This window comes from Ensifer adhaerens, from assembly GCF_002940685.1.
Taxonomy (GTDB): Bacteria; Pseudomonadota; Alphaproteobacteria; order Rhizobiales; family Rhizobiaceae; genus Ensifer; species Ensifer adhaerens_E.
In genome coordinates, this window is record NZ_PNFP01000009.1 from 162,920 (window position 1) to 188,817 (window position 25,898).

At 63.6% G+C, this 25,898-nt stretch carries 19 protein-coding genes; 8 read left to right on the forward strand and 11 right to left on the reverse strand.

Going from position 1 to position 25,898, the window contains the following annotated elements:
• Window positions 1–10: 10 nt before the first annotated feature.
• Window positions 11–1,798 carry an aspartate--tRNA ligase gene (gene aspS, locus C1A35_RS18770; protein ID WP_104665771.1) on the reverse strand — a complete coding sequence of 596 codons (1,788 nt, stop codon included), beginning with the start codon at window positions 1,796–1,798 and terminating at the stop codon, window positions 11–13.
• 428 nt (window positions 1,799–2,226) lie between these two features.
• On the opposite strand from aspS, the gene C1A35_RS18775 reads away from it, so the two are divergent.
• From C1A35_RS18775 to C1A35_RS18790, 4 genes are all read left to right on the forward strand, one after another.
• The gene (locus C1A35_RS18775; RefSeq protein ID WP_104665772.1) at window positions 2,227–3,468 is read left to right on the forward strand and encodes an MFS transporter; all 1,242 of its coding nucleotides are present in this window, start codon (window positions 2,227–2,229) and stop codon (window positions 3,466–3,468) included.
• A 97-nt stretch (window positions 3,469–3,565) separates the two neighbouring features.
• Entirely contained in the window at window positions 3,566–4,966 is a 1,401-nt protein-coding gene (locus C1A35_RS18780) for a multicopper oxidase family protein (RefSeq protein WP_104665773.1), read from the forward strand.
• A gap of 78 nt (window positions 4,967–5,044) precedes the next feature.
• The gene (gene rnd / locus C1A35_RS18785) at window positions 5,045–6,217 is read left to right on the forward strand and encodes a ribonuclease D (RefSeq protein WP_104665774.1); all 1,173 of its coding nucleotides are present in this window, start codon (window positions 5,045–5,047) and stop codon (window positions 6,215–6,217) included.
• Window positions 6,218–6,378: 161 nt separating this feature from the next.
• A complete protein-coding gene (locus C1A35_RS18790; RefSeq protein ID WP_104665775.1) occupies window positions 6,379–7,428 on the forward strand; it encodes an adenylate/guanylate cyclase domain-containing protein in 1,050 nt (349 codons plus the stop codon).
• Window positions 7,429–7,445: 17 nt separating this feature from the next.
• On the opposite strand, the gene C1A35_RS18795 is transcribed toward C1A35_RS18790, so the two are convergent.
• Complete coding sequence (locus C1A35_RS18795) at window positions 7,446–7,853, reverse strand: DUF2000 family protein (RefSeq protein ID WP_104665776.1); 408 nt, start codon at window positions 7,851–7,853, stop codon at window positions 7,446–7,448.
• Between C1A35_RS18795 and C1A35_RS18800 the strand changes: the two genes are divergently transcribed.
• Together C1A35_RS18800 and C1A35_RS18805 are read left to right on the forward strand one after the other, a co-directional pair.
• Window positions 7,852–8,748, forward strand: a complete 897-nt coding sequence (locus tag C1A35_RS18800) for an AraC family transcriptional regulator (RefSeq protein WP_104665777.1) — start codon at window positions 7,852–7,854, stop codon at window positions 8,746–8,748. The genes C1A35_RS18795 and C1A35_RS18800 overlap by 2 nt on opposite strands.
• Window positions 8,749–8,952: 204 nt before the next feature.
• On the forward strand, window positions 8,953–10,311 hold the full coding sequence (locus C1A35_RS18805; protein WP_104665778.1) for an esterase-like activity of phytase family protein: 1,359 nt from the start codon (window positions 8,953–8,955) through the stop codon (window positions 10,309–10,311).
• 75 nt (window positions 10,312–10,386) lie between these two features.
• Here C1A35_RS18805 and ppx read toward each other — a convergent pair whose 3' ends face one another.
• From ppx to C1A35_RS18825, 4 genes are all read right to left on the reverse strand, one after another.
• On the reverse strand, window positions 10,387–11,910 hold the full coding sequence (ppx, locus tag C1A35_RS18810) for an exopolyphosphatase (protein WP_104665779.1): 1,524 nt from the start codon (window positions 11,908–11,910) through the stop codon (window positions 10,387–10,389).
• 11 nt (window positions 11,911–11,921) lie between these two features.
• A complete protein-coding gene (locus tag C1A35_RS18815; RefSeq protein WP_104665780.1) occupies window positions 11,922–14,108 on the reverse strand; it encodes an RNA degradosome polyphosphate kinase in 2,187 nt (728 codons plus the stop codon).
• 65 nt (window positions 14,109–14,173) lie between these two features.
• Window positions 14,174–14,863 (reverse strand): DnaA regulatory inactivator HdaA, encoded by a 690-nt coding sequence (gene hdaA / locus C1A35_RS18820; RefSeq protein ID WP_104665781.1) that lies wholly within the window; start codon window positions 14,861–14,863, stop codon window positions 14,174–14,176.
• Between the two features lie 26 nt (window positions 14,864–14,889).
• Window positions 14,890–16,011, reverse strand: a complete 1,122-nt coding sequence (locus C1A35_RS18825; RefSeq protein WP_104665782.1) for an AI-2E family transporter — start codon at window positions 16,009–16,011, stop codon at window positions 14,890–14,892.
• Window positions 16,012–16,269: 258 nt separating this feature from the next.
• On the opposite strand from C1A35_RS18825, the gene purM reads away from it, so the two are divergent.
• Entirely contained in the window at window positions 16,270–17,340 is a 1,071-nt protein-coding gene (purM, locus tag C1A35_RS18830) for a phosphoribosylformylglycinamidine cyclo-ligase (RefSeq protein ID WP_104665783.1), read from the forward strand.
• Complete coding sequence (gene purN, locus C1A35_RS18835; protein WP_104665784.1) at window positions 17,337–18,005, forward strand: phosphoribosylglycinamide formyltransferase; 669 nt, start codon at window positions 17,337–17,339, stop codon at window positions 18,003–18,005. Before purM ends, purN begins: the two co-directional genes overlap by 4 nt.
• A 45-nt stretch (window positions 18,006–18,050) precedes the next feature.
• Here the strand turns inward: purN and C1A35_RS18840 are convergent, their stop codons facing one another.
• The 5 genes from C1A35_RS18840 to C1A35_RS18860 all read right to left on the reverse strand — a co-directional run bounded on the left by C1A35_RS18840 (window position 18,051) and on the right by C1A35_RS18860 (window position 25,847).
• Window positions 18,051–19,436 (reverse strand): virulence factor family protein, encoded by a 1,386-nt coding sequence (locus C1A35_RS18840; protein ID WP_104665785.1) that lies wholly within the window; start codon window positions 19,434–19,436, stop codon window positions 18,051–18,053.
• Window positions 19,433–22,042 carry a bifunctional lysylphosphatidylglycerol flippase/synthetase MprF gene (gene mprF / locus C1A35_RS18845; protein WP_104665786.1) on the reverse strand — a complete coding sequence of 870 codons (2,610 nt, stop codon included), beginning with the start codon at window positions 22,040–22,042 and terminating at the stop codon, window positions 19,433–19,435. Before mprF ends, C1A35_RS18840 begins: the two co-directional genes overlap by 4 nt.
• Before the next feature lie 103 nt (window positions 22,043–22,145).
• Window positions 22,146–22,742: an NUDIX domain-containing protein gene (locus C1A35_RS18850; RefSeq protein WP_104665787.1), complete on the reverse strand. Its 597-nt coding sequence runs from the start codon at window positions 22,740–22,742 to the stop codon at window positions 22,146–22,148.
• A 43-nt stretch (window positions 22,743–22,785) separates the two neighbouring features.
• Entirely contained in the window at window positions 22,786–23,679 is an 894-nt protein-coding gene (locus C1A35_RS18855) for a cation diffusion facilitator family transporter (protein ID WP_104665788.1), read from the reverse strand.
• A 32-nt stretch (window positions 23,680–23,711) separates the two neighbouring features.
• Complete coding sequence (locus tag C1A35_RS18860) at window positions 23,712–25,847, reverse strand: molybdopterin-containing oxidoreductase family protein (RefSeq protein WP_104665789.1); 2,136 nt, start codon at window positions 25,845–25,847, stop codon at window positions 23,712–23,714.
• Between the last annotated feature and the right edge of the window lie 51 nt (window positions 25,848–25,898).

A 25,898-nucleotide genomic window follows, 5' to 3' on the forward strand; every position in this document is an offset into this window, starting at 1 on the left:
CGGTTCGACCTTAGTCCTTTTTCTGCGGGATCGGGCGGATCGCCAGTTCGCGCAGCTGGGCCGGGCTCGCCTCGGACGGCGCGCCCATCAGGAGGTCGACGGCCTGCTGGTTCATCGGGAAGATCGAGATCTCGCGCAGGTTCTTGGCGCCAACCAAGAGCATGACGATGCGGTCGATGCCAAACGCCATGCCGCCATGCGGCGGTGCGCCGTACTGGAAGGCGCGGTAGAGGCCGCCGAACTGGTCTTCGACTTCCTGCTGCGACTTGCCGGTCAGCTCGAACGCCTTGACCATGACTTCCGGCAGCTGGTTGCGGATCGAGCCCGAGGCGATCTCGAAGCCGTTGCAGACCATGTCGTACTGGTAGGCCTTGATCGACAGCGGGTCCTCGCCGTTCAGCGCTTCCAGGCCGCCCTGCGGCATCGAGAAGGGGTTGTGGGCGAAGTCGATCTTCTTTTCGTCTTCCAGCCATTCGTAGAACGGGAAGTCGACGATCCAGCAGAATTCGTAGCGGTCGCGGTCGACGAGGTTCAGTTCCTCGCCGGCGCGGGTGCGGGCTTCGCCGGCAAACTTGTAGAACTTGGCGGGATCGCCGGCCACGAAGAAGCAGGCGTCGCCGTCGTCGAGGCCGAGCTGGGTGCGGATCGCATCGGTGCGCTCCTCGCCGATGTTCTTGGCGAGCGGACCGGCGCCTTCGAGCTTTTCGCCTTCCTTGCGCCAGAAGATGTAGCCGAGGCCCGGCTGGCCCTGGCTCTGCGCCCAGGCGTTCATGCGGTCGCAGAAGGCGCGCGAGCCGCCGGTCTTGGCCGGGATCGCCCAGACTTCGACCTTCGGGTTCGACGCGATCATGTTCGCGAAGACCTTGAAGCCGGAGCCGGCGAAGTGCTCGGTGACGGCCTGCATCTCGATCGGGTTGCGCAGGTCCGGCTTGTCGGAACCGTACTTGCGGATCGCCGTGTCATAGGGAATGCGCGGGAACTTCTCGGTCACCGGCTTGCCGTCGGCAAACTCGACGAAGATGTCGCGGATGACCGGTTCCATGGTGGACCAGACGTCTTCCTGCTCGACGAAGCTCATTTCCAGGTCGAGCTGGTAGAACTCGCCCGGCAGGCGGTCGGCGCGCGGGTCTTCGTCGCGGAAGCACGGCGCGATCTGGAAGTAGCGGTCGAAACCGGCAACCATCAGGAGCTGCTTGTACTGCTGCGGCGCCTGCGGCAGGGCGTAGAAGCTGCCGGGATGGATACGCGACGGCACGAGGAAGTCGCGCGCGCCTTCCGGCGACGAGGCCGTCAGGATCGGGGTGGTGTATTCGGTAAAGCCGACGTCGCCCATGTGGCGGCGCATCGAGGAGATGATCTGGGTGCGCTTGACGATGTTCTTGTGCAGCGTGTCGCGGCGCAGGTCGAGGAAGCGGTACTTGAGCCGCACGTCTTCCGGATAGTCCGGCTCGCCGAAGACCGGCAGCGGCAGTTCCTTGGCGGCCGAGAGAACCTCGATCTCCTGTGCATAGAGCTCGATTTCGCCGGTCGGCATGCCCTTGTTGACCGTGTCGTCGGTGCGGGCCTTGACGAGGCCGTCGATGCGGATCACCCACTCGCCGCGCACGGTTTCGGCCACCTTGAAGGCCGGGCTGTCCGGATCGGCGACGACCTGGGTCAGGCCATAGTGGTCGCGCAGGTCGATGAAGAGCACGCCGCCATGGTCGCGGACGCGGTGGACCCAGCCGGAGAGGCGAACGGTGGAGCCGACGTCCGACTTGCGGAGGGCGGCACAGGTGTGGCTGCGGTAACGATGCATCGTCTTATCCCGGAATTGCGAAAGAGCCGCGCAGGCTCGAAAGATACGGCGCGCGGCACATGGTCAAAATCGGGCGGAAAAGCGCATGATGCGCCGGCTTTGTCAAGCCGCGCGACCGCCGCCGCCCAGATGGAGATGCGTTCTAAACCAAGGAAGCGGCCAGTCCAAGGGCGCTTGAGACAGAAGCAGGCGGAAATGCCGCGAAAAGAACGGCCAAGCGGGATGAGGAAAAGTGTATGCGGTTTTCCGCCCGCATCCCGCTCTCACTTATAAGAAAGCGTCAACGATGATTTTGGGTCCATCGGACCAAAATCATCGCGGCGTCACAATTCGGGGCTGTCCGGCGAGAGAATGCAGAGCTACACATTGCAAGGCCCCACAGTGATCCCGCCCGAGTCGTGGCCGCTTTCCCGGATGTCGCCTGCCCCATGTCTCAGATTCGCCCGCTCATCCCCCTCCTCGTTACCGCAGGCATTCTCATCGGCGGCAATGGCCTGCAGGGCACCTTCATCTCGCTTCGCGCGCTGGAAGAGGGTTTCTCGACATCGCTGATCGGTGTGATCGGCGCGGGCTACAACATCGGATTTGCGCTCGGCTGCGTCTATGTCACCCGCATCCTGCGCGCGATCGGCCATATCCGCACCTTCTCGGCGATGGCGGCAATCGCGTCGGCTGCGGCCATCTCCATGGTGCTCGTCATCAACCCACTGATGTGGTTCCTGATGCGGCTTCTGGCCGGCATATGTTTTGCCTGCCTGTTTGCGACGGTCGAGAGCTGGCTGAACGCCAGCGTCACCAATGCCAACCGGGCGCGTACGCTTTCGGTCTATCGCCTCGTCGATCTCGGCTCGGTGACGGCGGCGCAATATGTCATCCCCGGCATCGGGCTCGGTGGCTTTGAGCTCTTCGCCATCATCTCCATGGCGCTGACGCTGTCACTGGTGCCGATCTCCTTTGCCGACCGCTCGAGCCCGGTCGCTCCGGAAGCCATCCGCTTCGACGTGAAGGCGCTCTGGAACATATCGCCGCTGGCGACCGTCGGCTGCATCGTCGTCGGCCTCACCAATGCCGCCTTCCGCTCGCTCGGGCCGATCTACGCTCAAGGGATTGGCCTGTCGGTGACGGCGATCGCCACCTTCATGAGCGCCGGCATCATCGGCGGCGTCGTGCTGCAATATCCGCTCGGCCACTATTCCGACCGCATCGACCGCCGGCTGATCATCCTGATCGCCACCTTCGGCTCGCTGCTGGCCGGCCTGTTCCTCGCCTTCGGCGCCGGCAACGACGAGTGGTTGAACTTTGCCGGCATCTTCCTGTTCGGCGCCTTTGCCATGCCGCTCTATTCGCTCTGTTCGGCCCATGCCAACGACCATGCCGCCGAAGGGCAGCACGCGCTGGTTTCGGCCGGCATGCTGTTCTTCTGGTCGCTCGGCGCGATCATCGGGCCGCTCTTCGCCTCCTTCCTGCTCGACATTTTCGGACCGCAGGCGCTGTTCATCTATACGGCGGCGATCCTGTTCCTGTTCATGCTCTACACGCTGCAGCGCATGACGGCGCGCGGGCCGGTGCCCGCCGGCGAGCGGGCAATGCCGTTCCGCAACCTGCTGCGCACCTCGTCCTTCTTCAACAAGCTTGCCGCCGGCAACAACCACAAGCGCAAGGACAGCTAGTTCCCTGCGGCAAGATGCGCACAGCTCGGCGAATTGCTGAATGCGACGATCAGGTTTAGAACCGGCAGCACTTCAACCATATTGCCGAGATTGCCGAATGCCCGTCATCAGCCGCCGCACCTTCCTTCAAGGCTCTGCAGCTCTGGGAGGTGCCTTTGCGCTCGGCGCCGGCGTGGCGGCGCGCGCTGGCGCCGCACCCGATCCGCAGCTCCTGACGGCGCAGTTGACCGAGGCCCAAATCGCCAAGGATGGGCTTACGCCCAAGATCATGACCTACGGGCTGGGTGAGGCTCCAAGCACCGGCATGCCGCCCGTCCTTCGCATGCGCAAGGGCGAGCCCTATGCGGCGCGGCTCCTCAACCGGCTGGACGAGCCGACGACGGTGCACTGGCACGGCTTGAGGATCGCCAACGCCATGGACGGCGTGCCCGAGCTGACGCAGCCCTATGTCTATCCGGGCGATCCGTTCGACTACGTGTTCACCCCGCCGGATGCCGGTACCTTCTGGTATCACCCGCACTGCAACACACTGACCCAGATGGGCGCCGGGTTGACCGGCGTGATCGTCGTCGAGAACCCCGACGACCCGGTATTCGACGCCGAGGTCGTGCTCAACCTGCGCGACTGGCGGCTCGGCACCGGCGGCGCCTTCATCGACCTGTTCAGGCCGCGGGACGCCGCGCGCGGCGGCACCTACGGCACGGTGCGCACCGCCAACTGGCAGCAGGAGCCCACCTACGACGCGCCTGCCGGCGGGCTGGTTCGGGTGCGGATCGCCGCAACCGACGTCACGCGCATCTACACGATCGGCCTCGATGGGGCCGAGGCGATGGTGATCGCGCTCGACGGCAACCCGGTCGACAAGCCCTTTGCTCTCGACCGATACGATTTCGGCCCCGGCCAGCGCGTCGACCTGGTGGTGCGCATGCCGGATAGCGAGGGCCAGACGGTCGCGCTCGGCAATTTCCGTGGATCGCACCCCTGGACGATCGCGCGGTTCAGGGCGACCGGCGCTTCGCTGAAACGTGACCTCCGGGATGTCGCGCCCCTGCCCGCCAACCCGATCGCCGAGGCCGATCTCTCAACCGCGATCCGCGTGCCGATCGAACTGACGGCGACCGCCGAACACAAGGCGGCACCTTCGATCTGCGGTTCGCTCGGCTATACGTTCTGGGCGATCAACAAGGTGCCGTGGCCGGGCGACACCCCGGACCCGATCGCGCCGATCGAGGAAATGAAGCTCGGCAAAAGCTACGTGCTCCAGGTCGCCAACCGCACACCGCATGCGCACCCGATCCATCTGCATGGCCTCAGCTTCCGCATTCTCAATTCCAACAAGCGAACTTTCCTGCCGCCGCCGACGGATACGATCCTGCTTTTGCCGGACGAACAGGCGGAAGTGGCGCTTGTGGCGGACAATTTGGGCGATTGGGTCATCCATTGCCATATCATCGAGCACCAAAAGACCGGCATGACGGGTTATTTCAAGATCGTCTGAGAATTTCGATTGTGACAAGTGCCGCGAAGAGTTACACGAAAATCCAAGCCGCATTTTTGCCACAGTGATTTAAATCTGATGATTGAAACAACAGCAGACCTTGAGGCCGCCTGCCAGCAGCTGGCCCGCTCAAATTATATTACAATTGATACTGAATTCCTGCGGGAAACGACCTTCTGGCCAGAGCTCTGCCTGATCCAGATGGCGAGCCCGGATCTTGCCGTCATCGTCGACCCGATGGCCAAGGGGATCGACCTGGCGCCCTTCTTCGCGCTGATGGCCAACCCTGAGGTCATCAAGGTGTTCCATGCCGCGCGTCAGGACATCGAGATCATCTTCCATCTCGGCAAGCTCATTCCACACCCGATCTTCGATACGCAGGTCGCGGCGATGGTGTGCGGCTTCGGCGACAGTGTTTCCTACGACCAGCTCGTCAACCGGGTCACCGGCACGCAGATCGACAAGTCCTCGCGCTTTACCGACTGGAGCCGTCGTCCGCTGACCGACAAGCAGCTCGACTATGCGCTCGCCGACGTCACGCATCTGCGCGACATCTACAAGTACCTGGCCGCGGAACTCGAACGCGAGGGCCGCTCGCTGTGGCTGACCGAGGAAATGGCCATCCTCGAGGCCCGCGACACCTACGATCTGCATCCTGATGACGCCTGGCAGCGACTGAAGATGCGGGTGAAGAAGCCGATCGAGCTTGCCGTGCTGAAAACGGTCGCCGCCTGGCGCGAGCGCGAGGCGCGCGCCCGCAACGTGCCGCGCGGCCGCATCCTGAAGGACGACGCCATCTACGAGATCGCCCAGCAGCAGCCGAAGGATGCCGAGGCGCTCGCACGGCTGAGGACCATCCCCAAGGGCTGGGAACGCTCCAGTGCCGGCACGTCGATCGTCGAGGCCGTCAATGAAGCGCTGGCCATCCCGAAGGCCGAGCTGCCGAAGCTCCCGCGCCAAAGCCATGCGCCCGAGGGTGCTGCGGCCGCCGGCGAAATGCTGAAGGTGCTTTTGAAGCTCATCGCCGAGAAGCAGGGCGTCGCCGCGAAGATCATCGCCAACAGCGATGATCTCGACAAGATAGCGGCCGAGGGCGAGAAGGCGGATGTCGCCGCACTCAAGGGCTGGCGGCGCGAACTCTTCGGCGAAACGGCACTGAAGCTGATCAACGGCGACGTCGCGCTCCGCTTCGTTGACAAGAAGATCGAAGCAGTGGAAATCGGCGCCGAGATCACGTCCGCATCAGCTTGAAAAAGGTAACGGGCGGAGACAAGTTTCCGCCCGAATCCAGCTCTAGCGAAGGGCCGGGCGGAACAGAATCACCATCGTATCAAACGAGGTGACGTGAGCCGGCGCGTTGGGCAGCGCCGACCGACACGGATGCCGCCTCTTCCGGTACCGGAGCTTTCTGCATGCGTTGGCGCTTTTCGACTTTCGAGGGACTACTCCTGCTGCTGGTCATCGCCGGCGCCGGGGCAGTCTACGCATGGGTTTTCTACGGCAAAGGCGCCCTGATCGGCGCGACCTACGCGCTCTTCATGTGCCTGCCGATCATCGCGTTCGAGAGACGCGTCATTTTCCGGCGCCTCCATCGACGGATCCACGCCTTTTCGACACCCGTCTTCTTCGTCGCGTCGCTGGCAATCTACTTCGTGCTTCTCGACATCGGCTACGCTGCCGCCGGTCTGATCATGCAGTCGGGCGGCGTCATGGAAGACAACTGGATGGACGCGATGATGCCGTCCAAGACGGTCCTCATCTTCGCGCTCGGCGTTTCGGGATCGCTCGTCTTCATCCTCAGGGTTCGCGAACTGCTCGGGCGTGACGTCTTCCTGAGCCTGCTCACCGGCCGTTACCGCAGGCCGATCGAGGAGGAGCGCGTCTTCCTGTTCATCGACCTTGCCGGCTCGACCTCCTACGCCGAGAAACACGGCGACCTCAGGATGCAGGAATATCTCGGCAAGCTGTTTGCGACGATCGCCGATCCGGTCATGCGTTATCGCGGCTCGATCGACGACTACATCGGCGATGCCGCCGTCATCACCTGGCCCTTCGATCGCGCCACCAACAATGCGGCCTGCATTCACTGCGTCTTCGACATTCTGGAAATGATCGATGCGGATGCACAACGTTGGCAGAAGGAGTTCGGCGAGGTTCCACGTCTGCGCGCGGCCCTTCACGGCGGCACCATCGTCGCTGCCGAAATCGGTCTCGACCGGCACAAGATCACCTATTTCGGCGACACGGTGAACACCACCGCCCGGCTTGAAGGCTTCTGCAAGACGCTCGGCCACCAAGTGCTGATCTCCACCGAGCTCGCCCGCAAGATGCGCCTGCCGCATTATGTCCGGGTCGAGGATCTCGGCGAGCACGCCATCAGGGGACGCGGGCAGAAGCTCGGCGTCCTGGCGTTGCGCGCTGGCAGCGCAGCGCCGGCTCTCGTCCCCAGCCCGGCCGAGTAGTCGGGTCGAACGACGCCTCAGCCGTGCAGTTTCGCACCCTTGGTGATCTTGTCGACCAGCTTCTTGTCCGCGTGGATGGCGATGCCGGCGACAGCGGCGTCATCGGGACGGGTCTCGGCGAAGACCGCCCGGTTGGCGTGGTCGTGACCGGTCGAGAACATGCCGTCGACATAGATTGAGGCTCTCACCTCTCTTTCGATCGCACGCCGTTGAATGTTGCCGAGCGTCTTCCCATCTGCGGCAAGCACGATGATCGGCTGCACACTCAAGGCGTTGTAGACGTTGCCGGCGCCGTCGCGATAGTCTTCGCCAATGATGCCGGGCTTCTGACCGGCAATACCGGTGGCGAGGAAGGCGGTAACGTTGAGCTTCTGCCAGGTGGCCAGGTCCTCGCGCAAGACGATTGCAAATTTGGTATCGAACATGACGGTCATCTCCATTTCAGCCCGACAGGGCGTGCCGGACGACGCATTATCGGAAGGTGCCGCGGTCGATCTTGAACGATTGTGCGGCGCGCCCGGCGACGGCATCCGGGTCGCACCCGCCGTCGACGGCATCGAACGCATCGAAGCGCGGCTGCATGGAAAATTCTTCGAGCCGCATCGACACGACACCTATGCGATCGGCGTGACGCTCGGCGGCGTCCAGACCTTCCAGTACCGGGGCGAAAGCCGTTTCAGCAATCCCGGAAGCATCATCATCCTCCACCCGGACGAGATCCACGATGGCGGCGCGGGAACGGAGATCGGTCTGCGCTACCGGATGATGTACCTGCAGCCGGAGCGGCTGCTCGCAGCACTCGACGAAACCGACCGCTCCCTGCCCTTCGTCGCGGCACCGGTCGTGGGCGACGAGGCCTTGCGGCAGGCGGTCGGGGAAGCCGTGATGGATCTCGACAATGGCATCGACGAACTGGCGCTCGACGACATCCTCGTGCGCATCGCAGAGGGCCTTTACCGCCATGCCGGCACGAAGCACATCAAGCCGGCAAAGGCCGACAAGCACGCCGTTCTCGAGGCAACCGAGTTCCTTCGCGCCAATCTCGAACGGCCCGTCGGTTCCCAGGAGCTGGAAGCCGTCAGCGGGCTCGATCGGTTCACGCTGGCGCGGCAGTTTCGCAAGGTTCTCGGCACCAGCCCCCACCGCTATCTGCTGATGCGCCGGCTGGAGCGGGCTCGCCAGATGATCGCCAAGGGCGAAAGCCTTGCCGGTGCTGCGCTTGAAACCGGCTTTGCCGACCAGGCGCATTTCACCCGTCATTTCAAGCGCGCCTATGGCCTGACGCCCGGGCGCTGGGCAAGCCTCGCCGTCGCGAGCTAATCCTGTCACCAAAGCTTCATCGGCCTGTAAAGCAAGCATCACCCAACCGTCATCTAAGCCGCCTATCGGATGGCCGACTACAGCGCCGCGCGCATTAAGACGCGCAAAGGTCGCTGTAGCACTTCGAATTGCTGCATGCCTTTCTCCATGGATCTAGGGCGATCCACGGAGACATGCAGAAGGCTCCAACCCAAGGTGAACTTCATGACGAAAACGCTTCTCGCCACCGCGGCTCTTTCTCTTTTGATGACGATGGCCGCCTCGGCCGAGGAAAAGTCCTTTACCGCGACGCTGAAGGGCCACGCGATCCTGCCGGCCAGCACGATCATCGCGGCGCCCGCGGACGCGCCTGCGTACCTGAAGACCTCCGGCAAGTTTACCACTGCGGACCGAAAGCGCGTCGAGGCGCTCGGCACCGTGCCCGGCAAGGACGGCGTTCGCCTGACCGGCCTGTCTCTGCCCTTCGACGGCCAGCCGATGCAGGGCTTTTCCGGCATCAAGGCGATGGACGACGGCACCTTCTGGAGCCTCTCCGACAACGGCTTCGGCAACAAGCTGAATTCCACCGACGCCATGCTGATGTTGCACCATGTGAAGATGGACTGGGACGCCGGCAAGGTCGAAGCGCTGAAGACGCTGTTCCTCACCGACCCGGACCGGAAGGCCCCCTTCCCGATCGTCATGGAAGGTTCCGACAAACGCTATCTGACCGGCGCCGACTTCGACGTCGAATCGATCCAGCCGGTTGCAGGCGGCTTCTGGGTCGGTGAAGAGTTCGGCCCCTACATCCTCAAGTTCGATCTCGACGGCAAGCTGACCGACGTGATTGCAACCACCGTCGACAGCAAGCCGGTGCTTTCGCCCGACAATCCGACATTGACGCTGCAGGGCGATCCCTCGAAGAAGACGCCCGTCTTCAACCTGAAGCGTTCCGGCGGCTACGAAGGCATGGCGCTCTCCAAGGACGGTTCCAAGCTTTACGGCTTGCTCGAAGGCCCGCTCTGGACCGACAGCGAAACGGTCGAGCAGGCCGATGGCCGCCCGGCGCTGCGCATCATCGAACTCGATGTTGCGAGCAAAACCTGGACCGGCCGCAGCTGGCTCTATCCGCTGGCTGAAGGCGGCGAGGCGATCGGCGACTTCAACATGCTCGACGAGAGAACCGCCCTGGTGATCGAGCGCGACAACGGCGCCGGCACGGTCGACAAGGCCTGCGCCGATCCGAAGGACCCGAAGCCGGACTGCTTCGCCACCGGCTCCAAGGTCAAGCGCATCTACAAGATCGCCTTCGACGACAGCAATGTCGGCAAGGCCGTGCGCAAGATCGGCTACGTCGATCTCTTGAAGATCGCCGATCCCGAGAACAAGAAGCGCCAGGGCGGCGGCGAAGGCTTCTACGACATGCCCTTCGTCACCATCGAGAACGTCGACCGCGTCGACGAGACCCACATCATCGTCGGCAACGACAACAATCTGCCGTTCTCGGCCGGCCGCTCGCTCGACAAGGCCGACGACAACGAGTTCGTGCTGCTCGAAGTCGGCGACTTCCTGAAGGCCGAATAAGCGAGCGGAATAAGCAAGAAGGGCGCGCGAACCGAAGTTCGCGCGCCCTTTAATCTGAACCGTATTTTGAAGGTTTCAGCTTTCGAAGTGGAATACGAGCCTTCTGCCGGTCAGCTTGCCAAGCTGCTGCAGGCGACCATCCAGCCGCTCCCCGGCGAACTCCGAATAGGCGGCCGGAACGACGATTTCCAAGTCCACGTCCGGCAGAGACGACTTGCGGAACGTCAGGCTCTGGGCAATGCCCGGCATCGATGCCGAGAAGAGATAGGCGACACGCAAGAGGCCGCCGAGCAGCTTTGCCAGTTCCAGCAGGCGCGGCGTGGTGATGCCGGCGAGCGCGTTCGTGGCACCGTCGTCGTTGAGCCCTTCGAAGCGGTAATAATTGGAAAGGGCGATATAGGCCCGGCCGGCATGGGTAATGCCGGAGAAGGTCGAGTGGGCGATGATGTTCAGCGCCTGCAGACCGCGATAATCCGGATGCGCGCGCCAGCTGATGTCGGCAAGCAGGCACGCAGCCTGACGGTAGCGACTCTCCTCTTCCGTCTCCTCGACGCCGAAGAACGGCACCATGCGGCCGGTCCAGTCGGCGAGCTCGCGCGCGTGCTCGGGCGAACGGGCGCGCAGGATGGCGATTTCGTTCGCCGCCGTCAGCAGCGGATCCTGGGCGCGCTCCTCGTCCTGCAACAGCGAGAACAGGTAGCCTTCACGCACGCCGAGCGCCGAAAACGAGATCCGCTCCGGCTTCATGATCTCCAGCGCCTCCTGCATGGCGATCGCCCCGAAGGGCAGCAGGCTGCGACGGCTCTTGGAGATCGTCTGATAGGCCGAAGGCTTGATGTTCTTCGGCTCGATCACCTCGGGCAAGAGCCCCATCGCCTCGTCAAAGGAAATCTCGTAGCCCTGCATCATGTGCAGCGGATAGTCGCGGATCTCCATGTGCAGCTTGGCGATCGAACGCCAGGTGCCGCCGACCGCGTAGAAGATGCGTCCCGTGCCGGTCTTCAGCACCGCCGAGTTCTTCATGAACTTGCGCACCCAGGTCCGTGCCTTGCTGAGCGAGCCGTTGCTGTGCTCGAACAGGCGGATACCGCCGAGCGGCAAGGTGATGCCCTTGCCGATCTTCGTGCCGGAGACCTCGACGAGTTCGAGCGAGCCGCCGCCAAGGTCGCCGACGACACCGTCGGGATCGTGGTAGCCGCTGACGATGCCCATCGCGGAATAGTAGGCTTCTTCCTCGCCCGTGAGGATGCGGACCTTGTGACCGAGGATCGCCTCAGCCTTCTCGATGAAGGCCGGACCGTTGCTCGCCTCGCGTGCTGCTGCCGTCGCCAGCACATACATCGACGTCGCACGCGCCTGCTTGGAGAGCGCGTGAAAGCGATGCAACGCCCTCAGCGCGCGCTCGACGCTGTCTTCGTCCATGCGCCCGGTGGCGTCGATGCCCTTGCCGAGACCGCACATCACCTTTTCGTTGAACAGCATGGCCGGCGAGCGGCTCAGGCCTTCGTAGACGACAAGGCGAATGGAGTTCGAACCGATATCGATAACGGAAACCGGGCGGATGCCGGGCAGACGCCCCTGCGCTTCAGATTCGACCATGCAATTCCAGTTTATTTGTGCCAGCCGCTCTTCCAGCCGGCTATGAGCTTCGGTGCGCTGGACTTCAGGGCCTCGCCCCGGCCGGAGAGGCTGGGATTGGTCATGAAATAGTGCTGTGCGTTGAAAGGCTCGGCGTCCTTGCCGACTTCCATCCGGCGAGAAGTGCCATCGGGAAGAATTTCGTAGCTCTGCTGGTTGTCGATGAGATTGCCCAGCATGATCTGCGACAGAACCTGTTCGTGCACAGTCCGGTTGATGAGAGGCACGAGCGTCTCGACCCGCCGGTCCAGATTGCGCGGCATCATATCCGCCGAGCCGATATAGACAAGGGCATTCTCCGATGGAAGCCCGTGGCCGTTGCCGAAGCAGAATATGCGGGAATGTTCGAGGAAACGGCCGACGATGGACTTGACACGGATATTGTCCGAAAGCCCCGGGACCTGCGGGCGCAGGCAGCAGATGCCGCGCACCACGAGATCGATCTCGACGCCGGCGCGGCTCGCCTTGTAGAGCGCGTCGATGATCTCGGGATCGACGAGCGAGTTCATCTTCATCCAGATTGCCGCCGGGCGCCCGGCCCTGGCGTGTTCGATCTCTTCGTCGATATGCCGGAGGATGCGCGGGCGCAGCGTGTGCGGCGAGACCGCCAGCTTCATGCCCGCCTCCGGCTCGCCGTAGCCGGTGATGAAATTGAAGATGTTCGCCATGTCGTGGGCGATGACAGGGTTGCAGGTGAAGAACGAAAGGTCAGTGTAGATCTTCGCCGTGACCGGGTGATAGTTGCCGGTGCCGAGATGGCAGTAGGTCCTGAGCTTGCCCTCCTCACGCCTGACCACCATCGACATCTTGGCGTGAGTCTTCAGTTCGATGAAGCCGAAGACGACCTGCACGCCGGCGCGTTCGAGGTCGCGCGCCCAGCGGATATTGGCCTCTTCGTCGAAACGGGCCTTGAGCTCGACCAGCGCCGTCACCGACTTGCCAGCCTCGGCGGCGTCGATCAGCGCGCGCACGATCGGGCTGTCGTTCGAGGTGCGGTAGAGCGTCTGCTTGATGGCGACGACGTCAGGATCACGCGCCGCCTGCAGCAGGAACTGCACCACGACGTCGAAGGACTCGTAGGGGTGGTGTACCACCATGTCCTTCTCGCGGATCGCTGCCAGGCAGTCGCCGGCGTGTTCGCGCACGCGCTCGGGAAAACGCGGATTGTACGGCTCGAAGCGCAGATCGTCGCGCGGAGCCTTGGTGATTTCGGACAAAGTGTTGAGCGCGAGCAGTCCCGGCAGGACGGCGATCCGGTTTTCCGGAACACCGAGCTCCTGCACGACGAACTGGCGCAGCGATGCCGGCATCTCCGAGTCGGTCTCGATGCGGATCACCGACCCGCGGCGGCGGCGCTTCAGTGCCGTCTCGAAGAAGCGCACGAGATCTTCGGCCTCTTCCTCCACTTCGATATCGCTGTCGCGGATGATGCGGAAGGTACCGGAGCCCTTCACCTCATAGCCCGGGAACAGCCTGTCGATGAACTGGCTGACCATGTCTTCGAGCGTGATGTAGCGGATCACGTTCTTGACGTCCGGCAGCCGGATGAAGCGGTCGAGCGCCACCGGCAGGCGCAGAAGTGCCGTCATCGGCTCGCGGCCGGTCTTGCTGACGAGCTGCAACCCCATCGAGAAGCCGAGGTTGGGAATGAACGGGAAAGGGTGGGCCGGATCGATCGACAGCGGCGTCAAGACCGGGAAGATCGACTGGTCGAACTCGTTGGCAAGCCAGCTCCTGTCCTGCGCCGACAGCGCCGCCGGACGCACGATCAGGATGTCTTCCTTGGCGAGATACTGCTGCAGCACGGCAAGCGAGGCCTGCTGCTCCATCTGCAGGTTGTCGATTTCCTTCAGGATATCCTCGAGCTGTTCGACCGGCGTCTTGCCGTCGGGCGATCGCATGGAGAGGCCCTGGCGCACCTGGCCCTCGAGGCCGGCGACGCGCACCATGAAGAACTCGTCGAGGTTGGCGGCCGAAATCGACAGGAAGCGCACACGTTCCAGCAGCGGATGCGCCGTGTTCAACGTTTCCTCGAGCACGCGGCGATTGAACTGCAGCCAGGAAAACTCGCGATTGATGAAGCGCTGCGGACTGGTCAGCAGGTCGACGTCCTCCACTGCTGCCTGGTTTCCATTCACCGCAGATAGCGCGTTATCCATTGCTTTTCTGATCCCATTGCTCCGGCTGCACCGGCTATCCCAGTTTGACGACGGTTCTGTGACAGTCAATCGGACCGGCGCTGATTTCCCAGTTCTTCGAGAACTTCGGAGGCGAGCGCGCGTGTCAGCTTCGTGCCGCGGGCAAGGGCGAGATGGTCGATGCGCTCGACGATCGTCTGGGCGGATTCGAGCGAGCGCTCCATGCGCTGGACGATGTAGCCGACGAGCCGCTCGTCGACAAAGAGCTGGCGGTCGGCGAAAAGCTTGATCAGCACCTGCGTCAGCAATTCGTCATCCGGTTCGCCGATCTCGACGACGGTCGCCGCCTTCAGGCGCGAGCGCAGATCCGGCAGCGTCACCGGCCAGGACATCGGCCAGAGGCGCGTCGTCATCAACAGCCCGGTGCCGTGCTGGCGCACATTGTTGATGACGTGGAAAAGTGTGGTGTCGTCAAAGCCGCTGCGGTCGGCATCCTCGAACAAGACGGGCCTTTCGGCAGCAATCAGCGCGGCATCGGAGCCGGCGACCGGGTGGATGGCCTCGGCTCCCGCCCGCTCCTTCCAGATGCTGGCAAGGTGCGATTTTCCCGAACCGACCGGGCCGGCGATGATGACCACCGGCGCCGGCCAGTCCGGCCAGTGGTCGACGATGGCGATCGCCGCGCTCAACCTGTCGGAGACGAGCAGATCCTCACGACCCGTCGCCGGGTCGTGGCCAAAAGCCAGGGGGATTTGTTCAAATGGGCGTTTTGTCATGCTGTACTCGGGACAATCGTCGGCAATCAGGCGGCCTTGTCGCTCTTCGCCTTCTTTTCCACGGCCTTGCCGTGCCCGTGATAGAGGTCGCTATCAAGGTACCTCTGGATGCCGAAGCGGACCAGCACGCCGATGGCGGCTGCTGCCGGAACCGCCACCAGAAGACCGACGAAACCGAACAGTGCACCGAAGGCAAGCAGCGCAAACATCAGCCAGACCGGATGCAGGCCGACACTTTTGCCCACCAGCTTCGGCTGGAGGATGTTGCCCTCCATGAACTGGCCGCTGAAGAATACCGCAAGTACGAGGCCGATCCAGAGATAGTCCGGCCAGAACTGTACCAGGGCCACGCCGATGGCTAGCACGAGGCCGACGAGCGATCCGACATAGGGAATGAAGCTGATCATGCCGGCGAAGAGGCCGATCAGCAGGCCGAAATTGAGACCAACCAGCGACAGGCCGATCCCGTAGTAAAGACCAAGGATGACGCAGAGCGAGCCCTGCCCGCGCACGAATCCGGCGATCGTCGCGTTCATGTCGCGGGCGATCTGGCGTACATCGGAGACGTAGTCGCGCGGAACCCAGCTGTCGACCTTCTCGACCATCCGGTCCCAGTCGAGCAGGATATAGAAGGCGACGACAGGGGTAACGACCAGCAGCGAGATGACGTCGAGCAACGCCACACCTGAGTTCCAGATCTGCTGGAAGAGCGTGCCGAGGAAGGCGGCGCCCTGTTCGAGCAGCTTGCCGGAGCTCTGCTTGAGCGACGGCATCTGGCTCGCCAGCCAATCGGGGATCAGCCGCGTCTGTGCTTCGTTGACGAGCACCTGCAGCTTGGCGGCATAGCCAGGAATGTTCGCGATGAAATCGGCCGCCTGGCTGACGACGACAGGAATGATGACCATGAGGGCCAGCACGAAGACGACGACAAAGCCGATCAGGATGACGACCGTCGCCATCAACCGGCTGAGACCTAGGCGCTCGAGGCGGTCGGCGACCGGATCGAGGAAATAGGCAAGCGCCATGCCGGCCAGGAACGGCAGCAGGATCGAGCTGAAGACCATGAGGAAGGCGATGAAGGCGGCAAGCACCAGCAGCCAGAAGATGACCTGGCGCTGTAACCCGGAACCGCTTACCTTGATATCCATGACACTCCTCGTGAGGCGCCGCTCGCCTGTTGCGTATCATAACCCTGCCAAGGAGATAGGGGGCGGTGCGCGCAACGGTCAAGTCCGACCCGGCACAGTCGTCCAGTTTAAAGCCGAGCAGACCGGCTTGCACCGTGGGATATGGGCAAAATGGTGAAAAAACGCCGCTAATGCCTGCTCTCGGCTTGCACTCCCTTGGCTCTCGTGCCAATCGCATCCGCAAAATATCTGTCGCACGACGAGCCTTGGAGAACGAGCATGAGCCAGTCGGGAAAGAACGGTCTCACCTATAGCGACGCGGGCGTGGATATCGACGCCGGTAACCTGATGGTCGAGAAGATCAAGCCGCATGTGCGCTCGACTCGGCGCCCCGGTGCCGACGGCGAGATCGGCGGTTTCGGCGGCCTCTTCGACCTGAAGGCTGCGGGCTTCACCGACCCGGTTCTCGTTGCCGCCAATGACGGCGTCGGTACCAAGCTGAAGATCGCGATCGACGCCAACAAGCACGACACGGTCGGCATCGACCTCGTCGCCATGTGCGTCAACGACCTCGTCGTCCAGGGCGCCGAGCCACTCTTCTTCCTCGACTATTTTGCGACCGGCAAGCTCGACCCGGATCAGGGTGCTGCGATCGTCGCCGGCATCGCGGCGGGCTGCCGTGAATCCGGTTGCGCGCTGATCGGCGGCGAGACCGCCGAGATGCCCGGCATGTATTCGGGCGGCGACTATGACCTCGCGGGCTTCGCCGTCGGCGCAGCCGAACGCGGGCAGCTGCTGCCGGCCGGCGACATCAAGGAAGGCGACGTCATTCTCGGCCTTGCCTCGTCCGGCGTTCATTCCAACGGCTATTCGCTCGTGCGCAAGATCGTCACGCTTTCGGGCCTTGCCTGGGACGCCCCTGCTCCCTTTGGCGAAGGCACGCTCGCCGACCTGCTGATGACACCGACGCGCATCTATGTGAAGCCGCTGCTCAAGGCGATCCGTCAGACCGGGTCGATCAAGGCGCTCGCCCACATCACCGGCGGCGGTTTCCCCGAGAACATTCCGCGCGTGCTGCCGAAGCACCTCGCCGCAGAGATCGACCTCGATGCGATCAAGGCGCCGAAGGTGTTCTCCTGGCTCGCCCAGACCGGCGGCGTTGCCGCCAATGAAATGCTGCGCACCTTCAACTGCGGCGTCGGCATGATCGTCGTCGTCCCGGCCGACAAGGCCGCGGAGGTTTCGGCAGTGCTGACCGGCGAAGGCGAGACCGTCTTTGCGCTCGGCCGCATGGTCGCACGCGCCGAAGGTGCCGCCGGCACGATCTACAAGGGCAACCTCGCCCTATGACGACCGAGGTCTCGACGGGCAGGAAGCGGGTCGTCGTCTTCATCTCTGGCGGCGGCTCCAACATGCTGGCGCTCGCAAAAGCGGCGGCAGTGCCGGATTTCCCGGCCGAGATCGTCGCCGTCATCGCCGACAAGGCGGATGCCGGAGGCCTCGCGAAAGCGGAAGCGCTCGGCATCCCCACCCGCGCTTTCCTGCGCAAGGATTTCGACAGCAAGGACGCCCACGAGGCGGCGATCCTCGCCGAGCTCGACCGCCTGTCGCCGGATATCATCTGCCTTGCCGGCTACATGCGGCTGCTTTCGGCAACCTTCATCCAGCGCCATGAAGGACGTATCCTCAACATCCATCCGTCACTGCTGCCGCTCTTTCCGGGTCTGCACACCCATCAGCGCGCGATCGATGCTGGCATGAAGGTTGCCGGCTGCACGGTGCATTTCGTCACCGAAGGCATGGACGAGGGCCCGATCCTGGCGCAGGCAGTGGTCCCGGTTCTGCCCGGCGACACGTCAGACAGCCTTGCAGCACGCGTGCTGACCGTCGAGCACCGCACCTATCCGATGGCGCTAAGGCTGATGGCCGAGGGCAAGGTGCGCATGGAAGGTGGCCGCGCGGTGAGTGTTGTCACCGGCGAAGTAACGGCTACGCTGGTTTCGCCGGCGCTCTGATTGCATCCCGCCCTGCACGGCGACACCCCGCCGCGCCCCAAGCTCCTACTTCGCTGACGCCAATCGCCGGTCGAGCGCGTCGAGCACGCGCCGTGTCAGCGCCGGATAGTCCTCGTCGAAGTGGTGGCCGCCATCGATGCCGATGACGTCGATGCCGGTGCCCTTCAGTTCGGGGCAGGCATCATCCTCTTCGTCCGTGCCGTAGATGCATTGCACGAGCGCCGGATCGATGCGCCTGATGTCGTCGAGCGGATCGCCGCCCTTGCCGTCGCCCGCAGCCCCGAGCCAGCCCAGCACCGAGACCTTGTAATCGACCATGTGCGACAGGGCCATCAAGGTCACCTGGCGAACATGGGCCTTTTCGCCTGCCGGCAGCAGGTTGAAGGTTCGCGGCAGGATGTCCGCTCCGAAGGAATAGCCGATCAGGAGCACGTTGCGCACGTTCCAGTGCTTGCGATAGTAGCTCATCACCTTGGCAAGGTCGTCCGCGGTTGCCTGGGGATCGCGCTCCGACCAGAAGTAATGCAGGGAATCAAAGCCGACGACCGGGACGCCCTGCTGCTGCAGCACGTCGCCGACCTGCTTGTCGATGTCGCGCCAGCCGCCGTCGCCCGAATAGATCACCGCCATCGTATCGCGCGTCGGCTTCGCCTCGAGGATGGTCAAGGGCAGGCCGAAGGGATTGCCAGCGTCGTTCTCGCTGTCGATGATATCGGTGAGATGGTCGGACAGCGTCGTGTAGGCGTCATCGTCGCTGTCTTCTTGGCTGATATCCGTATGTTTTGCGACGAGTGCTGCCACATGCGCCCGCCCGTCCACCGATGCCCGAGGCGAGAAGACGACCGAGACAGGGTCCGGCAAGGCGCCGTCGGTCAGGCCATAGACCATGCGGTCGCCCTTTTTCACCTTTTCGGCCGGGGTGCAGAGCTGTTTCTCAAGGGCGATCCCCTCCTCCGGGTCGACCGCCAGCGTCTGGCCGATGGTTGCCGGCGGCGTCTGGGCGGCGATTGCGAGGGCCAGTGCGCCCCCGGCACCGACGCCCGCGACAACAGGGAGCTGATAGGCGTCCGTGCCAACCGCCCGCTGTACCTGCTGGCTGAGCGACTCGATGTCCGAGACCATGTAGATGCAATCGCCGTCATCCTTGGCGAGCGAGGCGAGATAGGCCTTGAGATCGATGCCGATGACGACGGTCTTGTCGCCAGTAAGTGTATCGGCGACCGTCTGTTCCTTGTCCGTCCAGCCGTCGGCGTCCGACAGCAGTACGACGAGTGCCGCCGCCTTTTCCTTCGGAGCCATGATGCGCGGAGACGGGATCATCCCGGTGTCATAGCTCTTCGGCGCGTCTTCTGCGGCGGCGGGAAGAATGGAAGCCGAGAGCAGCAGCGCCGCCGACACAAGGCATCTCCAGGCGTTCGCGACACGGATCATTTCTTCACCACTCCCTTGAGACCGCCGCCGATCAGGAATGTTGCATCCATCAGGGCGAGGATCGGATTGATGCCGCCGCTGGCGACAAGATAGCGCGGTTGCCATTGCGGATGAAACTTCGACTTGAAGGCGCGCAACCCTTTGAAATTGTAGAAGCGCTCGCCGTGTTCGAAGAAGGTGCGGCCGGCCCGGTCCCACACCGGCGCGATCTGGCGCGTCGACATGCCCGAAAGTGGAGCCATGCCGAGGTTGAAGGCGCGGAAGCCTTCCGCCTTCAGGTACTCCATCACCTGGGCGAAGAGGAAATCCATGGCGCCCTTCGGCGCGTCCGGGGAGAAGCGCATCAGGTCGACGGTCCCCTCCTCCTTCGTCCCGGTCACGAGAATGTTGGTGAAGGCGACGATGCGGCCATTGCAGGTGAGGATCGCGACCGGCTGCTCGGCCAGATAGTCCGGATCGAAAGCGCCGAGCGAGAAGCCTTTCTCCTTGGCATTGTGATGCGCGAGCCAGGCATCGGAGACCGCCGTCAGATCATCCATGACGCCGGCAACGCTTTCGGGCGGCACGACCCGGAACTCGAGACCATCACGTTGGGCGCGGCTCACCTGCTGGCGCAGGTTTGCCCACTTGCCCCCTTTCATCTCGAAGCGCGCAAGATCGACCCGCGCGAGTTCGCCGAGCCGGAAGGCCCGTAGTCCGGCATCGGCATAGTATGCAAGGCCCTGGGGGGAAACCTGGTAGAAGACCGCCCGGCAGCCGGCCGCGCGCGCCCTCTCGATGAAGTGCCAGATGAGTTCCGGCCAGGCATCGATCGGGCCGACGGGATCGAAGAGCGCAATCCACGAGCGGGCGCGCTGGCCGTACATGATGAAGGCGCGGCCGTCGGCGGAAAACAGCAGGCTCTTGTCGCCCATGCGCACCAGATTGGCATCGGACATGTCCTGCGCCTCGACGATGGCCAGCGCCCTCTCCATCGCGTCGTCGGAGGCAGGCTCGGCCATTCCGGTCGCCGGACGCATCAGGCTCCAGATGGCGAGCATGCTCGCCCCGATCGTCACACCCAGAAGGGCACGCAGGCCGCGCGGCGCCTCGGCGGAGAATTCGAACTGCCACCAGAGTTCGTGGCTGTATTCGACATCGCGGTAGACGAAGAGCAGCACGATCAGCGCGCCAAGGCAGATGACGCCGAGCGCCGTCAGCCACGGCACCGTCAAGGCCTGCCCGAAGAGAGAGGCCGGGCGCACGAACAGGCGGCGGCTGACGACGAGCCCCAACAGGAAGAAGGCAAGCATGCCCGCTTCCACCACGGCGATCGCCTTGATCAGCGACAAGAGCAGCGCAGCGATCGCGATCACGATCGAGGCCCACCAGGCGCCGTCGAGCCTGAGCGCCAGCCCGCGCGAGACGACGACGAGAGCAAGGCCGAGCAGGCTTGCGAGGAAATGGGCGCCTTCGACGATCGGCAGGGGCAGTAGGCCTTCGAGGAACGCAAGGTTCTCGTCCGGCGTCGGCGTCACGCTCGAAAGAACCAGCATGATCGCCAGCACGATGCCGAGTGTCGCCAAAAGCAGCGGCGTCATGCGGCCGCCGATACGCCGCACGCTGGAGGCGACGGGATGACCGGAGAGCTGCCGGAGCTCGATGCCGATGACGACGGCGATCGCGATCACCAGCGGCAGCACGTGGTAGATGACACGGTAGAGCACCAGCGCGCCGAGAATGGTGTCGACATCGGCGTTATGGCCGAGCGTCGCGATGATGATCGTCTCGAAGACGCCCAGTCCGGCCGGAACGTGGCTGAGGACGCCGACGCCGACGGCGAGCGAATAGACCGCGAGGAAGGCCGGCCAGCCGATCGTGCCGGCGGGCAGAAGCACGTAGAGGACCGTTGCCGAAGCGGCGAGATCGAGCGCCGTCACCAGGAACTGGCGCGAAACGGTGCGCGAATCCGGGAGCCGAAGCGTCAGGCGACCGACGCTGACCTCCCGCCCGTCACGGGCAAGGAAGAACACGGTGAACAGACCGCCGAGGATCACGGCCGCGATCACGCGCAACACCAGGGGATCCATCCCGGTCATCGGCGCCACATACTCGCCGACTGCAAGCAGGCTGAGGCAGGTCACCGTCAAAAGCCCGAGCCCGAAGGCGAGCGTCACGAAGGCGATGATCCGGGCGATGTTTTCAGGTTCGATGCCGAGGCGCGAATAGGAGCGGTAGCGGATGGCGCCGCCGCTGAGCGCCCCGAACCCGGCCGTGTTGCCGACCGCATAGGCCGAGGCCGCCGTCAGCGCCACATCGGCATAGGGAAGCTTTCGCCTGACATAGTCGAGCGCGCTGACGTCATAGAAGGTGAGCGCGAGGAAGCTCAATGCGGTGAAGAACACCGCTGCCGCCACCGAGGTCCAGCTGGTATCCGCCAATGCCTGAACGACTTCGTCGTACTGAACTTCGGACGTCAGGTGAAAGATCGCAAAGCCGAAAAGCGCGATCACGAAGAGCGTACCGGCAGCCGAGAGATAGCGGCGATTGCGGCGCAGGAAGGAGATCCAGCCTCCCTCCGCCTGCTGCACGTCGTCGGTTGCACGTTCCGGTAGGGAGGATGTCATGAAGCGCCCATGTCGATAATGAGGACATCAGCGCTTTAGCTTACCCGATGCGGATCAAAAAGTGAAATATCCGTAATAAATTATACTCTTACAAAACAACTGCTTAGGCAAACAGCTGCTGCCGGTTGAGTTGCGCCCACTGCAAGAGCATGATCGTCTTGGCATCGCAGATCTCGCCGGTCGCAATCATAGCGACGGCTTCGTCGAAGGGGATTTCCAGAACTTCGATGTCTTCGCCCTCATGCGCGAGCCCTCCACCGTCACCGCGCTTCTCGGTGGCGTCGATGTGGCCGGCAAAGAAGCTCGTGCGCTCGGTCAGCGCGCCCGGGCTCATATAGACATCGAAAATGTGGATGACATCTTCGACGTGGTAGCCGGTTTCCTCCAGCGCCTCGCGGCAAATCGCCTCTTCCGGGGTATCGCCGTCGAGGAGCCCGGCGGCCGCCTCGATCAGATAGGCCGGGTCGTCCTGGAGCAGGACTGGGAGGCGGAACTGTCGCACCAGGATGACGCTTTGCCGTTTGGCGTCGACGAGCAGGATGGTCGCCGCATTGCCATGATCGTGGATCTCCCGCTTCAGCGTCACGGTCGCGCCATCGGACATCTTCTGCTCGAACGTCACCTCCTCCAGGTGCGCGAAACCCTTCCACAGGGTGCGGCGGCCGACGATCCTGACGCGTGGGTCATGGTGGGTGGTCATGCAACTTCCTTCTCCGGCGAATACGATCCCGCCATTTCAGCCATCAATGGCCATGTTCCGTTGCCGAGCGGTCTTCCCGCTCCATTTGCAGCGTCGTGTGATGCAGGTCGAAGCTCTCGCGCAACCGTTCCTCGATCGCCCGGCGCACCGTCTCGGCATCCGCGCCATCGGCAAGCACCGCATGGGCGGTCAGCGACGGCTGGCTCTGGGTAATCGCCCAGAGGTGCAGGTCGTGCACGGAGGCGACACCGGGAACGGCGGCGATCGTCGCCTGCACATCGGCAAGGCGCATGCCCGGCGGCACGCCTTCAAGCAGAATGTTGACGCATTCCTTGAGCAGCACCCAGGTGCGCGGGAAAACCATGAAGCCGATGCCGACGGCGAGCAGCGAATCGACCCATTGCCAGCCGGTCGCCCAGATGACCACTGCGCCGACGATGACGGCGAGCGATCCCAGCATGTCCGACCAGACCTCGAGATAGGCGCCCTTGACGTTGAGGCTCTCGTCCTTGTGGCCGGTCAGCAGCCGCATGGAGGCGAGATTGACGAGCAAGCCGATGACGGCGATCACCAGCATGCCGCCGGACTGGATTTCCTGCGGCTCGGACAGGCGTTTCCAGGCCTCGTAGAGGATATAGAAGGCAACACCAAGCAGGAGCAGCGCGTTGAAGGCGGCAGCGAGGATCTCGAAACGCGCATAGCCGTAGGTGCGCAAAAGGTCCGACGGGCGACGGCCGACATGAATGGCGACGAGGGCGATCGCGAGGGCTGCCGTATCGGTCAGCATGTGCATCGCATCGGATATCAGCGCCAGGCTGCCGGTCAGGATGCCGCCTATGACCTCGGCCAGCATGAAACCGCCGGTCAGGCCAAGCGAGGCCCAGAGCCTGGACACCGGCGTGCTCGCGACATCTGCGTGGTGGTGATCGCCGCCCATGGAAAGTTCCGTCTGCCGTTGAACAACCTGATTTAGCGCGCCAACCTTACCCAAACCCTGTTGTCGTGGAAGGCAGCGCCGCCATAGGGCGCCACGGCATCGGCACCGGTGAGCACATTGATACCCTCGCCGTCGAGATGGGCGCCGTTCGGCCACAGCCCCTCGGCTATGACCACGCCGCGCCGCGCTCCGCCGCCGATCTTCGCATGCAGACGCACTTCGCCGCGTTCGTTGCCGAGCTGGACGATGTCGCCATCGGCTATCCCGAGTGCTTCGGCATCTTCGGCATGGATCATGACTTCCGGGCGCACTTCCTTCTGGATCGAGGATGGCGTCTCGGCAAAGGTCGAGTTGAGGAAAGAACGGGCCGGAGAGGTTGCGAGCCGGAACGGATGCTTCGCGTCCGCGACTTCGATCAGGTCGACATGATCAGGAAACTCCGGCAGCGCCTGGTGCGGCCCCTGAATGCCCATCGACTTCGGCGGCCGGTTCGGCGCCGGCGTCCCGGTCCAGTCCGCTTTGAAGCGGAACTTGCCGTCAGGGTGGCCGAAACCCTTGAGGTAGTGTGCATCTTCAAAGGCCGGCTGACAGTCGAGCCACTTTTCTTGTCTCATCTCCTCGTAGCCGATGCTGTAATTGGCAAGCAGCCGGTCGATATGCTCACGCTCCGTCAGGCCGAAACCGGCATGATCGGCAACGCCCAGGCGCCTGGCCAGTTCCTCGATGACGAAGAGATTGGTGCGCACGGTCGAGGGCGGCTCCACGACCTTGGGGCCGATCAGGATGTGCTGGTGGCCGCCGCCGCGATAGAGATCGTCATGTTCCAGGAACATGGTGGCCGGCAGCACGATATCGGCGACAGCGGCCGTGTCGGTCATGAACTGCTCGTGCACGGCGACGAAAAGATCGTCGCGCAGGAAGCCACGCTTCACCAGCCGCTGTTCCGGCGCGACGTTCACCGGGTTGGTGTTCTGGATCAGCATCGCCGTTACCGGCCCGCGGTGGCGCAAGGCCTCGGCGTCGCCGGTCAGCACGCGGCCGATCTGCGACTGGTCGAGCATGCGGACATCGGGATCATGGAAGGCCGAGCCGATGAGCTCGCGCTTGTCGAGCTTGAAGATGTCGTTGTTGGAGTGGAAGGCGCCGCCGCCTTCGTGTTTCCAGGAGCCGAGTACGGTCGCGACGGAAGCGGCAGCATGGATCGCGACCGAACCGTTACGCTGGCGGGTAAAACCGTAGCCGAGGCGGAAGTAGGTGCGCGGCGTCGTGCCGACGAGCTTCGCGAAAGCTTCGATTTCATCAACAGAAAGGCCTGTTATGGCCGACGCCCATTCCGGCCCGCGCGACTTCAGATGCGCTTCGAGGCCGGCAGGATCGTCGGCGAATTTTGCCATGTAGGCCCGGTCGGCATAGCCGTCCCGAAAGGCGATATGCATCACGGCACAGGCGAGCGCCGCATCGGTGCCCGGCTTCAGCACGAGGCCCATGTCGGCCTGCTTGACCGTCGGGTTGTCGTAGATGTCGATGACGACGATCTTGGCGCCGTGGTCCTTGCGGGCTTTCACCGCATGGGTCATCACGTTGACCTGGGTCGCGACCGCGTTCGTACCCCAGATGACGACGCAATCGGCCTTGGCCATCTCGCGCGGGTCGGGGCCGCGCAAGGTGCCGGTCGCCATGGTGAAACCGGTCCAGGCCATGTTGGTGCAGATCGAGCCGAAGAAGCCCGAATAGCGCTTGGCGTGGCGCAGCCGATCGATCGAGTCCCGCTGCACCTGCCCCATGGTGCCGGCATAGAAATACGGCCAGATGGCCTCTGCGCCGTGCTTCTGCTCGGCACGAATGAACTGATCGGCGATCTCGTCGAGCGCCGCTTCCCAGCTCACGTCCTGCCAGGCGCCCTCGCCCTTGGCACCCTTGCGGCGCTGCGGCACCATCAGACGGCCCGGATGATAGATGCGCTCGGAATAGCGCGCCACCTTGGCGCAGATGACGCCGGCGGTGTAGGTATTGGCGGCGGCGCCGCGCACACGACCGATCCGCCCTTCGGCGGTCAGGTCGACTTCGAGCGCGCATGCGGAGGGACAGTCATGCGGACAGACCGAATGACCGATCGATTTTTGTGCATTGATGGGGGTCGCAACGTTCATGGCTTTTCTATATGGCATCGGCAATTCGGCTCAAAGAGCCAATCGCCCACCCATCGCAACTATTGATCA

What these genes read in the sequence shown, in the direction of transcription:
- aspS (WP_104665771.1), bottom strand. Translation starts at nt 1,798, where the DNA reads ATGCATCGTTACCGCAGCCACACCTGTGCCGCCCTCCGCAAGTCGGAC.
- C1A35_RS18775 (WP_104665772.1), top strand. Translation starts at nt 2,227, where the DNA reads ATGTCTCAGATTCGCCCGCTCATCCCCCTCCTCGTTACCGCAGGCATT.
- C1A35_RS18780 (WP_104665773.1), top strand. Translation starts at nt 3,566, where the DNA reads ATGCCCGTCATCAGCCGCCGCACCTTCCTTCAAGGCTCTGCAGCTCTG.
- rnd (WP_104665774.1), top strand. Translation starts at nt 5,045, where the DNA reads ATGATTGAAACAACAGCAGACCTTGAGGCCGCCTGCCAGCAGCTGGCC.
- C1A35_RS18790 (WP_104665775.1), top strand. Translation starts at nt 6,379, where the DNA reads ATGCGTTGGCGCTTTTCGACTTTCGAGGGACTACTCCTGCTGCTGGTC.
- C1A35_RS18800 (WP_104665777.1), top strand. Translation starts at nt 7,852, where the DNA reads ATGACGGTCATCTCCATTTCAGCCCGACAGGGCGTGCCGGACGACGCA.
- C1A35_RS18795 (WP_104665776.1), bottom strand. Translation starts at nt 7,853, where the DNA reads ATGTTCGATACCAAATTTGCAATCGTCTTGCGCGAGGACCTGGCCACC.
- C1A35_RS18805 (WP_104665778.1), top strand. Translation starts at nt 8,953, where the DNA reads ATGACGAAAACGCTTCTCGCCACCGCGGCTCTTTCTCTTTTGATGACG.
- ppx (WP_104665779.1), bottom strand. Translation starts at nt 11,910, where the DNA reads ATGGTCGAATCTGAAGCGCAGGGGCGTCTGCCCGGCATCCGCCCGGTT.
- C1A35_RS18815 (WP_104665780.1), bottom strand. Translation starts at nt 14,108, where the DNA reads ATGGATAACGCGCTATCTGCGGTGAATGGAAACCAGGCAGCAGTGGAG.
- hdaA (WP_104665781.1), bottom strand. Translation starts at nt 14,863, where the DNA reads ATGACAAAACGCCCATTTGAACAAATCCCCCTGGCTTTTGGCCACGAC.
- C1A35_RS18825 (WP_104665782.1), bottom strand. Translation starts at nt 16,011, where the DNA reads ATGGATATCAAGGTAAGCGGTTCCGGGTTACAGCGCCAGGTCATCTTC.
- purM (WP_104665783.1), top strand. Translation starts at nt 16,270, where the DNA reads ATGAGCCAGTCGGGAAAGAACGGTCTCACCTATAGCGACGCGGGCGTG.
- purN (WP_104665784.1), top strand. Translation starts at nt 17,337, where the DNA reads ATGACGACCGAGGTCTCGACGGGCAGGAAGCGGGTCGTCGTCTTCATC.
- C1A35_RS18840 (WP_104665785.1), bottom strand. Translation starts at nt 19,436, where the DNA reads ATGATCCGTGTCGCGAACGCCTGGAGATGCCTTGTGTCGGCGGCGCTG.
- mprF (WP_104665786.1), bottom strand. Translation starts at nt 22,042, where the DNA reads ATGACATCCTCCCTACCGGAACGTGCAACCGACGACGTGCAGCAGGCG.
- C1A35_RS18850 (WP_104665787.1), bottom strand. Translation starts at nt 22,742, where the DNA reads ATGACCACCCACCATGACCCACGCGTCAGGATCGTCGGCCGCCGCACC.
- C1A35_RS18855 (WP_104665788.1), bottom strand. Translation starts at nt 23,679, where the DNA reads ATGGGCGGCGATCACCACCACGCAGATGTCGCGAGCACGCCGGTGTCC.
- C1A35_RS18860 (WP_104665789.1), bottom strand. Translation starts at nt 25,847, where the DNA reads ATGCCATATAGAAAAGCCATGAACGTTGCGACCCCCATCAATGCACAA.